The sequence below is a fragment of the Mycobacterium sp. NGS59 genome (assembly GCF_059812345.1).
This window is the reverse complement of the sequence record NZ_JCALCN010000025.1, coordinates 16598-30287: the sequence shown is the minus strand read 5'-3', so window position 1 is coordinate 30287 and position 13690 is coordinate 16598. Positions and strand designations below refer to the sequence as shown.

Annotated in this window: 8 protein-coding genes, 1 tRNA gene and 1 pseudogene; 7 read left to right on the top strand and 3 right to left on the bottom strand. The window is 64.2% G+C overall.

Annotation, left to right across the window (positions count from 1 at the left end; translation table 11 throughout):
• Positions 1 to 10 precede the first annotated feature (10 nt).
• Complete coding sequence (locus AC5Y46_RS21665; RefSeq protein WP_499992978.1) at positions 11 to 184, top strand: hypothetical protein; 174 nt, start codon at positions 11 to 13, stop codon at positions 182 to 184.
• Here AC5Y46_RS21665 and AC5Y46_RS21660 read toward each other — a convergent pair.
• Positions 181 to 1011: a TOMM precursor leader peptide-binding protein gene (locus tag AC5Y46_RS21660; protein ID WP_499946170.1), complete on the bottom strand. Its 831-nt coding sequence runs from the start codon at positions 1009 to 1011 to the stop codon at positions 181 to 183. The two genes, AC5Y46_RS21665 and AC5Y46_RS21660, sit on opposite strands and share 4 nt — an antisense overlap.
• Before the next feature lie 189 nt (positions 1012 to 1200).
• Here AC5Y46_RS21660 and AC5Y46_RS21655 point away from each other — a divergent pair.
• Positions 1201 to 2774, top strand: a pseudogene (locus AC5Y46_RS21655) (PE family protein).
• Positions 2775 to 2812: 38 nt separating this feature from the next.
• On the opposite strand, the gene AC5Y46_RS21650 reads toward AC5Y46_RS21655, so the two are convergent.
• Entirely contained in the window at positions 2813 to 4198 is a 1386-nt protein-coding gene (locus tag AC5Y46_RS21650) for a zinc-dependent metalloprotease (RefSeq protein WP_499992976.1), read from the bottom strand.
• A 78-nt stretch (positions 4199 to 4276) separates the two neighbouring features.
• Between AC5Y46_RS21650 and AC5Y46_RS21645 the strand changes: the two genes are divergently transcribed.
• Both AC5Y46_RS21645 and AC5Y46_RS21640 read left to right on the top strand, forming a co-directional pair.
• Positions 4277 to 5299 carry a YlbL family protein gene (locus tag AC5Y46_RS21645; RefSeq protein ID WP_499992974.1) on the top strand — a complete coding sequence of 341 codons (1023 nt, stop codon included), beginning with the start codon at positions 4277 to 4279 and terminating at the stop codon, positions 5297 to 5299.
• 69 nt (positions 5300 to 5368) lie between these two features.
• Complete coding sequence (locus AC5Y46_RS21640) at positions 5369 to 8338, top strand: UPF0182 family protein (RefSeq protein WP_499992973.1); 2970 nt, start codon at positions 5369 to 5371, stop codon at positions 8336 to 8338.
• A gap of 108 nt (positions 8339 to 8446) precedes the next feature.
• On the opposite strand, the gene AC5Y46_RS21635 is transcribed toward AC5Y46_RS21640, so the two are convergent.
• Positions 8447 to 9652 (bottom strand): RtcB family protein, encoded by a 1206-nt coding sequence (locus AC5Y46_RS21635; protein ID WP_499992970.1) that lies wholly within the window; start codon positions 9650 to 9652, stop codon positions 8447 to 8449.
• 179 nt (positions 9653 to 9831) lie between these two features.
• Between AC5Y46_RS21635 and AC5Y46_RS21630 the strand changes: the two genes are divergently transcribed.
• The 3 genes from AC5Y46_RS21630 to AC5Y46_RS21620 all read left to right on the top strand — a co-directional run bounded on the left by AC5Y46_RS21630 (position 9832) and on the right by AC5Y46_RS21620 (position 13683).
• Positions 9832 to 9908: transfer RNA gene (locus tag AC5Y46_RS21630), tRNA-Met, on the top strand.
• A 575-nt stretch (positions 9909 to 10483) separates the two neighbouring features.
• Positions 10484 to 11590 carry a hypothetical protein gene (locus AC5Y46_RS21625; RefSeq protein ID WP_499946165.1) on the top strand — a complete coding sequence of 369 codons (1107 nt, stop codon included), beginning with the start codon at positions 10484 to 10486 and terminating at the stop codon, positions 11588 to 11590.
• Positions 11587 to 13683: an AAA family ATPase gene (locus AC5Y46_RS21620; protein ID WP_499946164.1), complete on the top strand. Its 2097-nt coding sequence runs from the start codon at positions 11587 to 11589 to the stop codon at positions 13681 to 13683. Before AC5Y46_RS21625 ends, AC5Y46_RS21620 begins: the two co-directional genes overlap by 4 nt.
• The last annotated feature ends 7 nt before the right edge of the window (positions 13684 to 13690 follow it).

Here is a 13690-nt window from a genome sequence, read left to right as displayed (position 1 = left end):
GGAGCGTCCCATGTCAGCCAAGCAAACCCAGCACGACACCGCCGAGGCCCTGTTCCGGGCGATCATCGAGACCCTGGACAAGCACCGCAACGAGCGCACCCTGACCGAGGACGTGCTGGACACGTTGTCCCGGGCGTATGCGTCGGTCTGCACGAACGTCCCCGAGCAGGGCCGACTGGGTTAACACGAGCACAGCGGATGGCGCGTCCACTGGCGGGCCACGATCGCGCTGGCGTTCAGGTCGAACTCCAACGTGGCGTTCAGCGCCGACGGCGCGGCGGCTTGCTGGCCGCGCACGGCGGCTATCACCTGGTTGACCTGGCTCAGCGCCAGCGCCGCGGTCGCCAGCAGGGTGGCCCGGTCGGCCACCCCGACGGTGTCGCGTAGCTGCGCGGCGATCGCCGGCCACGCCGCGTCCCGGTCGCGACGGTGCAGATCGGCGCAGCTCAGGCAGCTGGTGACGCCGGGGATGACGAGCGGTCCGACCAGCCCGGTGCCGTCGCGCACCCGGACCGGCAGGTGCGGGACGCCCGAGGTGTGCAGGTCACGCACGATGCGCGGATCGGCCACCAGGTAGTCGGCGAGCACCACCAGGTCGACGGTGGTGGTGGACATCGTCGCGTGGGGTTGGCTGCTGTGCCCGATGCGCGCGCCCGAGCTGCGCAGCGCCGGCACCAGCAGATCCGACAGCGGCCCCCGTCCGTGCACTCGGATCGACGCCGCTCGACCGGCGGCCTTGCGGGGCCGGCTCGTCGCGACACCATGGCTGACCAGCTGGGTGACCAGGTCGGTCAGGTCCGCTCCGCCGGCTTGACGCTGCAGTTCGATCATCGGCACCGGTGAGCGCATGGACCGCAGCACCGCGGCCAACCCCGTCGCGGTCAGACCCGCCGTGGGCCGCACCAGCACCGCGCGCCGCGGATCCCAGCCCACCTGCACCACACCGTCTGGCCGCATCAACACTGGCATCGCCGGATTCAGCGAATACAGGCAAGCGCCGGGCCGGCTCATGACGTGTCACGCTGCCACGCCTGGCCGTAGCGCCGTATTCAGCTATCCACAGCGGTAAGCGACCACAGCAGAAATTAGGTAGTTGACTACTCAAGTTCCCTGCGGGCACCTCGCTTACGTTGCACCTACCTGACGGGCCGAGACCACCGGCCAAGTGACAGTCAAAGGTTTGCTCGGAGGTGTACAAACGTGTCTTTTGTGATCGCGTTACCAGAGACGATGGCGGCGGCGGCAGCGGAGTTGGGCCGCATCGAGTCGATCCTCGGCGCAGCCCGCGTGACGGCGACAACCTCGACGACACAAGTGCTGGCTGCCGGGGCTGACGAAATTTCGGTGGCGATCGCGAGGCTCTTTTCCGGCCACGCACAAGACTTTCAGGCGCTCAGTGCTCGGGCGGCGACGTTTCACAACCAGTTCGTACAGGCCCTGAGCGCCGCCGGGGGCGCCTATTCGCTGGCAGAGGCGGCCAACGCCGCGCCGTTGGATGTGCTCGGACAACAAGTGCTGGGAGTGATCAATGCGCCCACAAACTTGTTGCTGGGGACCCCGCTGATCGGCAAGGGCGCCAATGGTGCGCCGGGAACCGGGCAGAACGGGGGTCCGGGCGGGCTGCTGTGGGGCGACGGCGGCGACGGCGGATCGGGGCGGCCTGGGCAGCCCGGTGGCAAAGGCGGTAACGCCTGGTTGTTCGGCAACGGCGGCCAAGGTGGGGCCGGCGGCGCCGGCATTAGTGGCATGCCCGGTGTCGCCGGTGGTCTGGCCGGAACCGGGGGAACCGGTGGCAACGGCGGCATGTTGTTCGGCAACGGCGGCACCGGCGGTACCGGTGGCGTGGGTGGGACGGGCGGGGCAATCACCACCGGCGGCACCGCCGGCAAGGCGGCCCCGGCGGCTCCGGCGGATCCGGCGGCCAAGCTCAGGGGTTGGCCAGATTCATCGGCGGCCATGACGGCGACGGCGGCTCCGGCGGCACTGGCGGCTCCGGCGGCGCGGTCGACTTCAATGGCAATGGCGTCGTCAGCGGCACCGGCGGCTACGGCGGCTCCGGCGGCCAGGGCGGCGCCGGTTACAACGGCGGCGACGGCGGCACCGGCGGCGCCGGTGGACGAGTCGAGCTCATCACCCAGGGCACCGCCGCCGGGGCCTCCGGCGGTGGTGGCGGAGGCGGCGGCCAGGGCGGCATCAGCACTGGCGGCGGCCACGGCGGTACCGGCGGCACCGGGGGCACCGGCGGTCAAGCCGGGTCGTTTGCCAACACCAACGGGTCCGGGCCCGCCGGCTTCGACTATTCCTACGGTGGCGGCGGGGGCCAGGGCGGCGGCCCGGCCGGAACCACAGGTGGTCCCGGTGGTGGCGGCGGCGGTGGCGGCGCTGCGTCATCTGGTCAGATTGCGTCCTTCGGCGCCAGTGGCCGGGGCGGCCTGGGCACAGGCGGCGGCCTGGGCGGTGGGGGCGCCTCCGGAGTCGTCACGAGCGTCCACGGCTTCGCCGGCGGCGTCGGCGGTGGGGGCGGGGGCGGAGGCATCGCGGGCGGCATCGGCGGCACCGGCGGCACCGGCGGGCCTGTCGGCGGCGGCGTCGGCGGCACCGCCGGCCAGCCCGGCAGCCCCGGTGCCATCTTCGCCCAAGGCGGCGGTTCCGCCGCAGGTGGTCAGGGTGGCACCGCCGGCGCCTACGGCGGGGGCGGTGGCGGCGGCAACGGTCAGGCCGTCGGCGTCGGCACCCTCGGTCAGGGAGGCAGGGGCGGTGACGGCGGGTCTTAGTACCGGATCACGGTGCCGCGTCTGGGCACCTGCCACGCTCAGTTATCCACAGCGCCGGGATCGTCGGTCTCGCGGATCTCGCGGTCCAGCTTCGCGATCGCTTCGTCGATGCCGCTGGTGTCGCCACCGATCACCCCGTCGATGAACGCCGCCGGGTCGTCGAGGTCGTCGGCGCTGGGCAACAGGTCCGGGTGTTGCCAGACCGCGTCGCGCGCGTCCATCCCGGCCGCCTCCGTCAAGCGTTGCCACAGCGCCCCCGCCTCGCGCAGCTTGCGGGGCCGCAACTCGAGCCCGACCAGGGTGGCGAAGGTCTGCTCGGCGGGACCGCCGCTGGCCCGACGCCGGCGCAGCGTCTCGCTGAGCGCCGCTTCACCGGGCAGTCGGTCGCCCACGGCCGCGGTCACCACCGTCTGCACCCAGCCCTCGATCAGCGCCAGCAGGGTCTCCAGCCGCTCCAGAGCCTGGGTCTGCGCCGGTGTCGCCTTGGGCTCGAAGACGCCCTGACTCAGCAGTTGTTCCATGGCGGCGGGGTCGGCCAGCGACGCCGGGTTGAAGTCCCTGGCCAGTTCCTCGATCCCGCTCATGTCGATCTGCATGCCTTGCGCGTATGCCTCGACGGCGCCCAGCAGCTGACTGGACAACCAGGGAACATGGCTGAACAGGCGGTGATGGGCGGCCTCGCGGGTGGCCAGGAACGTCATGATCTCGCTGCGCGGCTGCTCGAGCCCGGAAGCGAAGGATTCCACGGCGTCCGGCAGGATCGCGGCCACTCCCTGCGGTCCCAGCGGCAGCCCGATGTCGGTCGACGTCAGTACTTCTTTGGACAGCCGGCCCAGCGCCTGACCCAGCTGCGACCCGAACGCGATGCCACCCATCTGCGACATCATCTGCAGCAACGGACCCGCCATGCCTTTGGCTTCCTCGGGCAGTGAGGACACCCAGACCGACGAGATCTGCTGCGCCATCGGATCGCACAGCCGCTTCCAGGTCTTCAGGGTGTTGTCGACCCAGTCGGTGGGACTCCAGCCGGTGGCCCTCGTCGTCCCGGCCGGCAGCGCCGTGGCACCGTTCAGCCAGGTCTCGGCCAGATGCACGGCGTCGGAGATCGCCGAGTTCGTGGTGGCCGGGATCGGCGCGACGAACCCGATCGAACTGGACGCGACCTGGCGGGCCAGGTCGTAGTTCACCGGGCCGGCGCCGGGTCCGGCCGTGCCCGACGTCATCGCGCTGCCGACACCACCGAACATCTCACCGAGACGGGTGAACAACTGCCCGAGGTTGGCCATGTCGAAGTCGCCGCCGAAACCGAACGGGTTCGCGCCCGGTCCGGAGTCGGGATCGTTCTTCCCGCGCTTCTCACGGTCGGGGTCGTCTCCAGCGGAGAAGCCGAAGGGCAGGTCAGCCATGACGTCAACGGTACCCACCGGGGAATCGGAAAGCGCGGTGTGGCGTCACGCTCGCAGCTGAATGGGTCGCCTGGGGTGCCGATTAGTGTGTTCTGCGTGAACAGGCGGATTTTGACCTTGATGGTCGCGCTCGTCCCGATCGTGGTGTTCGGCGTCCTGCTGGCGGTGGTGACGGTGCCGTTTGTGTCACTGGGTCCGGGGCCCACCTTCGACACGCTCGGGGAGGTCGACGGCAAGCAGGTGGTGCAGATCGAGGGCACCCAGACGCACCCGACGACGGGCCACCTGAACATGACGACGGTGTCCCAGCGGGACGACCTGACCCTCGGTGAAGCCATCACCCTGTGGATCTCCGGCCAGGAGCAGTTGGTTCCGCGCGACCTCGTCTACCCGCCCGGCAAGTCGCGTGAAGAGGTGGACAGCGCCAACAACGCCGACTTCAAAAAGTCCGAAGACAGCGCCGAATACGCAGCGTTGGGTTACCTGAAATACCCCGAGGCGGTGACCGTGGCCAGGGTGCCCGACGACAGCCCGTCAGCGGGCAAACTCAAACCCGGTGACGCGATCGACGCTGTCGACCGCAATCCGGTGGCCACGGTCGATCAGTTCACCACGTTGCTGAAGAACACCAAGCCGGGTCAGGTCGTGACCATCGACTACCGCCGCAAGAACGAACCCGCCGGCGTCGTGCAGGTGACCCTGGGCACGAACAAGGACCGGGACTACGGGTTCATGGGCGTGGAAGTGATGGATGCGCCGTGGGCGCCGTTCAGCGTGGAGTTCAACCTGGCCAACATCGGTGGTCCCTCCGCCGGGTTGATGTTCAGTTTGGCCGTCGTCGACAAGCTCACCACCGGCGACTTGGCGGGTTCGAGGTTCGTCGCGGGCACCGGGACCATCAGCGTCGACGGCAAGGTCGGGCCGATCGGGGGGATCACCCACAAGATGGCGGCCGCCCGCGCTGCGGGTGCCACGGTGTTCTTGGTGCCGGCGAAGAACTGCTATGAGGCGGTCTCCGACATTCCGTCCGGGTTGCAGCTGATGAAGGTCGAGACGCTCAGTTCGGCGGTGGACGCGCTGCATGCGATGACGGCCGGGGCGCCCACCCCGAGCTGCTAGCCGGGTTGTGGGGCCGGGGTGATGCGTACAGTTGGGGCCATCGGGGAAACAGAACAGGGAGCGTAGCTAGTGGGAATGCGGCCCACCGCAAGGATGCCGAAGCTGACTCGGCGTAGCCGGATTCTGATCCTGATCGCACTGGGTGTGATCGTGTTGCTGCTGGCCGGCCCGCGGTTGATCGACGCCTACGTCGACTGGTTGTGGTTCGGTGAGCTCGGCTATCGCTCGGTGTTCACCACCGTGCTGGTCACCCGCATCGTGGTGTTCCTGGTGGCGGGGCTGCTGGTCGGCGGCATCGTGTTCGCCGCCCTCCTGGTGGCCTATCGCAGCCGCCCGGTGTTTGTCCCCAGCAGCGAAAACGACCCGGTCGCGCGCTATCGCGCCGCGGTGCTGGGGCGACTGCGACTGGTGGGCATCGGGGTCCCGGTGGGGATCGGCGTGCTGGCCGGCGTCGTCGCGCAGAGCTACTGGGTGCGGGTCCAGCTTTTCCTGCATGGCGGCGACTTCGGCATCACCGACCCGCAATTCGGCAAGGACCTCGGCTACTACGCATTCGAGTTGCCCTTCTACCGGCTGGTGCTCAGCTACCTGTTCGTCGCCGTCTTCCTGGCGTTTCTGGCAAACCTGGTGGCGCACTATTTATTTGGCGGCATCCGGCTGACCGGGCGCGCCGGCGCGCTGAGCCGGTCGGCGCGGATTCAGCTGATCACTCTGGTCGGCGTCCTGGTTGTGCTCAAAGCCGTTGCCTACTGGCTGGATCGCTACGAGCTGCTGTCGCACACCCGCGGCGGCAAGCCGTTCACCGGGGCGGGTTACACCGACATCAACGCCGTCCTGCCGGCCAAGCTGATCCTGATGGCGATCGCACTGATCTGCGCTGCGGCGGTGTTCTCCGCGATCACGTTGCGCGACTTGCGGATTCCTGCCATCGGTTTGGTGTTGTTGCTGTTGTCGTCGCTGATCGTGGGTGCCGGCTGGCCGCTGATCGTCGAACAGATCAGCGTCAAACCCAATGCCGCGCAGAAGGAAAGCGAATACATCAGCCGGAGTATCACCGCGACGCGGCAAGCCTACGGGTTGACGCCGGACGTGGTGACCTACCGCAATTACAGCGGCGACGGGCAGGCCACCGCACAGCAGGTCGCAGCCGATCGGGCGACCACTTCCAATATCCGGCTGCTCGACCCGACGATTGTGAGCCCGGCGTTCACCCAGTTCCAGCAGGGCAAGAACTTCTATTACTTCCCCGACCAGTTGTCCATCGACCGCTACCAGGACCGCGCCGGGAACCTGCGCGACTACGTCGTCGCCGCACGCGAACTCAACCCGGACCGGCTGATCGACAACCAGCGAGACTGGATCAACCGGCACACGGTCTACACGCACGGCAACGGTTTCATCGCGTCGCCGGCCAACACCGTGCGCGGTATCGCCAACGAACCCAACCAGAACGGGGGCTACCCGCAGTTCCTGGTCAACGTCGTCGGCGCCAACGGCACCGTCGTGTCCGACGGTCCGGCCCAGCTGGACCAGCCCCGAATCTACTTCGGGCCCGTCATCGCCGGCGCGACCGCTGATTACGCGATCGTCGGCAAGACCGGGGCCGACCGTGAATACGACTACGAGACCAGCACCGAGACCAAGAACTACACCTACACCGGTGGCGGTGGGGTCCCGATCGGCAACTGGCTGGCGCGCAGCGTGTTCGCCGCTAAGTTCGCCGAGCGAAACTTCTTGTTCTCCAACGTGATCGGCTCCAACAGCAGGATCCTGTTCAACCGGGATCCGGCGCAGCGGGTCGAGGCGGTGGCGCCGTGGCTGACCACCGACAGCGCGGTGTACCCGGCCATCGTCAACAAGCGCCTGGTGTGGATCATCGACGGCTACACCACGCTGGACAACTACCCGTACTCCGAACTCACCTCGCTGTCGTCGGCGACGGCGGACTCCACGGAGGTGGCGTTCAACCGGCTGGCGCCCGACAAGCGCGTCTCCTACATCCGCAACTCGGTCAAAGCCGTCGTCGATGCCTACGACGGCACCGTCTCGCTGTACCAGCAGGACGAGAACGACCCGGTGCTGAAGGCCTGGATGCGGGTGTTCCCCGGCACGGTGAAGCCCAAGAGTGACATCACACCTGAACTTGCCGAGCATCTGCGGTATCCCGAAGACCTGTTCAAGGTGCAGCGCATGCTGTTGGCCAAATACCACGTCAACGATCCGGTGACGTTCTTCTCCACCTCGGACTTCTGGGACGTGCCACTGGACCCGAATCCGACGGCCAGCAGCTACCAGCCGCCGTATTACATCGTCGCGAAAAACATTGCCAAGAACGACAACTCGGCGTCTTACCAGTTGATCAGCGCGATGAACAGGTTCAAACGCGACTATCTGGCCGCCTACATCAGTGCCAGTTCGGACCCCGCCACCTACGGCAAGCTCACGGTGCTGACCATTCCGGGTCAGGTCAACGGCCCCAAGCTCGCCAACAATGCGATCACCACCGATCCGGCGGTGTCCCAGGACCTGGGTGTGATCGGACGGGACAACCAGAACCGCATCCGCTGGGGCAACCTGCTCACGCTTCCGGTCGGGCAGGGCGGGCTGCTCTATGTCGAGCCCGTCTACGCGTCGCCGGGAGCCAGCGACGCGGCCTCGTCGTATCCGAGGCTCATCCGGGTCGCGATGATGTACAACGACAAGGTCGGCTACGGCCCCACCGTGGGCGATGCGCTGACCGCGCTGTTCGGACCGGGTGCGGGTGCTGCCGCGACCGGCATCCAGCCCACCGATGCGGGCATGCCGGCTAATCCGCCCGCGAGTCCGCCCCCGGCGGCCGGTCCTGGCGTGCCGCCACCCACGGCCGCGGTGCCGCCTCCCGACGCGGCGTTGTCTCCGGCGAAATCCGCTGCGCTGCAAGAGATTCAGGCTGCGATCGGCGCGGCCCGGGAGGCGCAGAAGAAGGGCGACTTCGCGGGGTACGGGTCGGCGCTGCAGCGACTCGACGAGGCGATCACCAAGTTCAACAACACCAGGTAGCGGTCGCTGGGCGCTTTCCGCCCCCGGCTTCCGCCTCGGCCGCGAGGGTCCGCAAATGTACGCTGACACGCCGCAAACGGCGTCATTTTGCGGACCCTCGCGCCAGGCCTACTGCCCCTTGACGTTCAAGATCTGCCGCAGCGAGGTCACCACGTCAACGAGCGGTGCGGCATCGACCATGACCTGGTCGATGTCCTTATAGGCCTGCGGGATCTCGTCGATCCACTCCTTGCCGTGCCGGTATTCGATGCCTGCCATCGCCGCGGCCAGGTCCTGCTCGGTGAACAGTTCCTTGGCCTTGGTCCGGCTGTAGCGGCGGCCAGCCCCGTGCGGGGCCGACCACAGGCCGTCCAGGTTGCCCTTGCCCCGCACGATGTAGGAGCGGGTACCCATCGAGCCGGGGATGATTCCCAGCTTGCCCTCGGTGGCGTCGATCGCACCCTTTCGGGTGAGCCACACCGTCTCCCCGTCGATTTGGGTGCGGACCGTGTAGTTGTGGTGGGTGTTGATCCGTTCCACCTCGACACGTTGCGCTTGTACTCCCAGCCAGTCGGCGAAGACGTGGATGAAACGGTCCATCATCTCGGCACGGTTGAGCAGTGCAAAGCGCTGCGCCCACTCCAAATCCTTGATGTAGCGGTCGAATTCGGCGCTGCCCTCGGTCAGGAAGGCCAGATCACGGTTCGGTAGCTTGACCAGCGGATCATTTGCGCTCTGCTCCAGTGCAATCTTGATGTGGCGTTGCGCGATCTTGTTTCCGACCCCGCGCGAGCCACTGTGCAGGAACAGCCAGACGTTGTCGTCAGTGTCCAGGCAGAGTTCGATGAAGTGGTTGCCGCCACCGAGAGATCCCAACTGCTGCATCCACTTCGGGCTGTGCGACAGGTCGACATCCAGGTCGGTCTGTAGCTTGAGCAGCTCGTCGTGCTTGCGCTTGGTGAACGGAAACCGTTGCAGGGACTTGTTGTAATTGCCCGGCGACAGCGGAATCGCGTCTTCGACGCGGCGCCGCAGCGCCGACAGCTCCGGCACGTAGTCTCCGCCGAAACGGACGGACAGGTCGTTCTCGGTGAACCGCGTCTTGGCTGCCACCATGCCGCAGCCGATATCCACGCCCACCGCTGCAGGGATCACCGCCCCCTTGGTGGGGATAACGGTCCCGACGGCCGAACCCTTGCCCAGGTGCGCGTCGGGCATCAGCGCGATGTGCGGGTGCACGAACGGCATGGACGCGGTGGTCTTGGCCTGCTCGACGGTGTTGCCGGCGATCTCGGTGGCGAAGCTGAGCAGCTTCGGCGCGAGACGCTGAGACATGATGAACTCCTTGGCGCGTGTGGTTGTGGGGGGCGCCGAGGGGGGCGACTGAAAGGCGAGGCTATCGAAAGCGAATGGGCTGCCGCAACGGATTTTCGCTGCTCCCCTCGGCGCCGGCACACTACTGACCGCGCGATTTGGAGAGGTTCGCACGCGTTGGGTAACCTTGCGTCTACCGACGCGGGGTGGAGCAGCTCGGTAGCTCGCTGGGCTCATAACCCAGAGGTCGCAGGTTCGAATCCTGTCCCCGCTACCAGCGGAAATGGCCCTCAGGCAGCAGCCTGGGGGCCATTTTCTATGGCTTTGGGAACACTTTTGGGAACATTCGCGACGCTAACAATTTCCGGAAGCCGATTCGGCGCAGTGAAAATCACCTAAGGTGTCGCCCCGGCCGAAGCAGATCCGCTGTCACGGCTCGGCGGCCACTGCTCGGCGGCGCCGTGCACATCGGAGACCTCGCGCTGGTTGCGGAGGTGTCGCCCGGTTTTCGATTGGTCGCTTACTGAGCGCAGACTGGCTGGACGAAGAGTTGTCCGTCGATTGTCTGGACCACACCAGCCTGCGAAGTCGTTGAGCACACGGCCTGAGCATCGCTAACTGGCCTGCGTGGCGGGTTCTCCATGGTACGAAGTTAGGGGCCTCATCACAGATGAGGGTGTAGGTGGGGTCGGCGGGATGCGACACCACTGCCTGGGCGGCGGCGAGATCCTGGAGCACCGAGTAGCGAGGCACTGCTCCCAGTCGCGGCTCTCCGCCGGTCTGCGGGCATAGACGCCCGCTGTCGGAAGGTGATGCCGACGGTTTGTCGGTGTGCGTCGCTATGTTGGGCCGATGGATTGGTACGCCCGACCGGAAGGTGCCGCATATCAGCTCAGGGTTGCGCCTCGACTAGCGTCGTGGAATAAGGCTGGCGATCCCGACCAAGTCCGATTGCAGGCATACCTGGACGACACCGAAGCGCTCTTGGCGAGTTCGCGAATAGAGGGCGCATGGGCGCTCCGACTCGACGTCGGCCTGCCTCGATCGCGGGATCTGCTTGATGCGGCTGATCTCGACAACTATGCGTTTCCGCTCGCCTACCGTCTAGCGAATACCGGTCTGGTGTCGGTGTGGTGCACCAAGCAGCACGCTGAACAGTCATTCGAAGGAATTGAAGCTGCCGAGAAGGTGGCTGCGCCTCGCACGGGGGTGCTGATTGCACGTCCCACGGCGTCAGCGTCGACGGTTGGTTACAAGGAGCAAATCCGCGCCGCTGTCGCAAAATCGGGAGAGCTGCCGCCTGGGCCGGTGAGGCTCGAGCTGTCCTTCGTTGTCGGCCCCGACCGGAACTGGCTGAACCTATGGAAGCAGACGATCGACGCACTCGACCCCCTGCTTGGCCGTACCCACCCGAAGCGTCCGTGGCATCCACGCGACGGCAGGATAACGGAGCTCGGAATGCACGTGAGGGTTGAGCCCGCCTTCGGTCACCGGGTTGCAGTCGGCATCGCTGCCACCACCCCAGGCGGCGTGCCCGAACGCAAGATCGCGTGGCGCAACTACGGGGGCGGTGTCATCGTCAAATATGAATTGCCGGGAGGGGCACCGACAGGTTGGGGCATCATGTGCCCGTCCTGGGACACGGAGATGCCGCTGTCAACGGATGAAGCCCTCTGGCTGCGCAACGCCCTCAACCATGCGCTCGACGAAGCCACGATAAACCGGCGCCAAAGCCGCTCGGGGAATAACAGGTTCTGGCACCGCATGCTCTCAGTCCGACTGCCGTGCGCCTGCGTTCGATCTTGTCATCGTGATCGATCTCGACGTAGGGCTACGGTGACCTTGCCAACTACTCGCCAGATAACTCCTGGAGGCCGGCGGCTCAAGACAACAACTACACCCGCATTTGCGAAAAGCCAGTTACGGTCATTCAAGGTCAATGGACGGAGCGACGCATGAGGTTCAAAAGGTTAGAGATAAGAAACCTTCGAGCCGTCGAAAACTTCACGGTTGACGACTTGGGAAGTTTCGTTGTAGTCGCCGGCCAGAACGGATGCGGGAAATCTTGTGTTTTTGATGCTATTCGTCTGCTAAAGTCACTGTACGGTGGGTATCAGGCCAACGAGCATCTACAATGGTTTGGCGAATTCGCCATCAACGTACAAGACCAAAGTGCCCTTGCGCGAATTTTTAGAAATCCCGAGTCTCGAATGCTCGTTTCTGCAGAGCTAGAATTCAGCCCCGATGAAGTGGCTTACCTCGCCGCAAATGTCAACACACTGGCGTTACCGATTGCTTGGCAAATTGTCACCGGTCAAGCCTTTGACTACTTTTCATTCAATCAAATGTCAGTCGCAACTCAATTCGCGCACATGAAACCTCGAGTGGATCAGGAACTCGCGACGCTTGTCGCAGAATTTTCCGGAGCGTTAGGCCAGTCGACGCACGAATTGAGCGTGTCGGTAGATATCAATGGTGCTCTCCAGTTAAAACGATGCTTACCCGCGCAAATCGCCTTTCAAGCATACGAACCCGACCATCTAGGCATTATTGAATACCATAGTGCATCGCGCGCCTATACGCGGCAAGATGTTGGCGGCATTAACTTGGATGCCCGTCAATTTCAAGAGCAGCGGCGTCACCATGGACTCTACAACTGGCAAGCAAAATATCAGAATATTAAGACGGAGCTTGCCTCAGCATACGTACGCGGTTTAATAACTAATGAGGCAGGCGGCGAGTCGACGGCCCGCGACAATCTTGAAGCTACCTTGATAGATCTATTCAGTACGTTTTTTCCGGAGAAGAAGTACTTGGGAGGGCGTCCTCTGCCTAACGGAAACCTAGAATTTCCAGTAGAGCTTGCGAGCGGCCGAACGCATGACATTGATGATCTTAGTTCCGGCGAGAAGGAGATCCTGTACGGCTACCTGCGACTGCGTAACTCCATACCAAAGGGATCAATTATCCTCCTAGACGAGCCGGAACTGCATTTAAATCCCAGCCTGCTTCAAGGATTCGCAGACTTTTATTACCGACATCTGGGCGTTGCTCAAGGAAACCAGATTTGGATGGTCACGCACTCCGACGCGCTCCTGAGGCAGGCGGTCGGTAATGCAAACTATCACGTATTTCATATGACGCCCGCGTCCTCTGGCGATTCTGGGGCGAATCAAGCGTCCAGCATCTTTCTCGATGACGAGCTAGAGCGGGCTACCGTCGATCTAGTTGGCGACCTTGCTACTTATCAACCTCACTCAAAGGTAGTTATTTTCGAAGGTGAGGGGACTACTGGCTTTGATGTGACCATGGTTCGTCGGTTGTTTCCCGAGTTTTCACGCAGGATAAATCTTGTGAGCGCTGGAAATAAATCGGGTGTTCGAAACCTGTACGCAATATTGGAAAGTTCGACGCACCAGATGGGTGTTTTGGAGCGATTTTATGCTGTAACCGATCGAGACCACGAACATGTCAAACCGGAGGCTTTGGCGTCCAGGCTATACAGCTGGGACCGGTACCACATCGAAAATTATCTACTCGACCCGAGCGCTCTTCGCGCGGTTGTGAAGTCTGCAGGCCAAGGTACTGTATTCGGTTCGGATGACGAGGTAGTGGCAGCACTTAAGATTTGTGCAACACAGCTAACTGATGGACTTGTGCTTGAGCTGCTTCAAAAGGAGGTCAATGATGCAATAATTGCTATGATTAATGTCCGCGGCAACCCGTCAACGCAAAATTATGTCGAGGCGGTCTACCCTTCAATAAAAGCAAGTATCGGCCGTGTGAAGGATGCGTCTTCTCAGTTTACCGAAGACAAGCTGTCTGAGATGGGAAAGAGACATGAGGCCAGGTTCCAAGATTCGCTAGACAATGACACGTGGCTCAGCGACTTCCCGGGTCGAAAAATCCTTAAGCGCTTTGTTGGTGCACATGTTAGTGGTATCAGCTACGAGCCTTTCGTCAACCTAATCCTGGACAAGCTGGCCGAAGAAAGCCGCCAACCAGTTGGGATGAAGAATGTCCTGGACCAAATCATGCATGCGGGAACTTGAGGCAACT

Coding starts and splice junctions, on each gene's coding strand:
- AC5Y46_RS21665 (WP_499992978.1), top strand. CDS start 11: ATGTCAGCCAAGCAAACCCAGCACGACACCGCCGAGGCCCTGTTCCGG.
- AC5Y46_RS21660 (WP_499946170.1), bottom strand. CDS start 1,011: ATGAGCCGGCCCGGCGCTTGCCTGTATTCGCTGAATCCGGCGATGCCA.
- AC5Y46_RS21635 (WP_499992970.1), bottom strand. CDS start 9,652: ATGTCTCAGCGTCTCGCGCCGAAGCTGCTCAGCTTCGCCACCGAGATC.
- AC5Y46_RS21625 (WP_499946165.1), top strand. CDS start 10,484: ATGGATTGGTACGCCCGACCGGAAGGTGCCGCATATCAGCTCAGGGTT.
- AC5Y46_RS21620 (WP_499946164.1), top strand. CDS start 11,587: ATGAGGTTCAAAAGGTTAGAGATAAGAAACCTTCGAGCCGTCGAAAAC.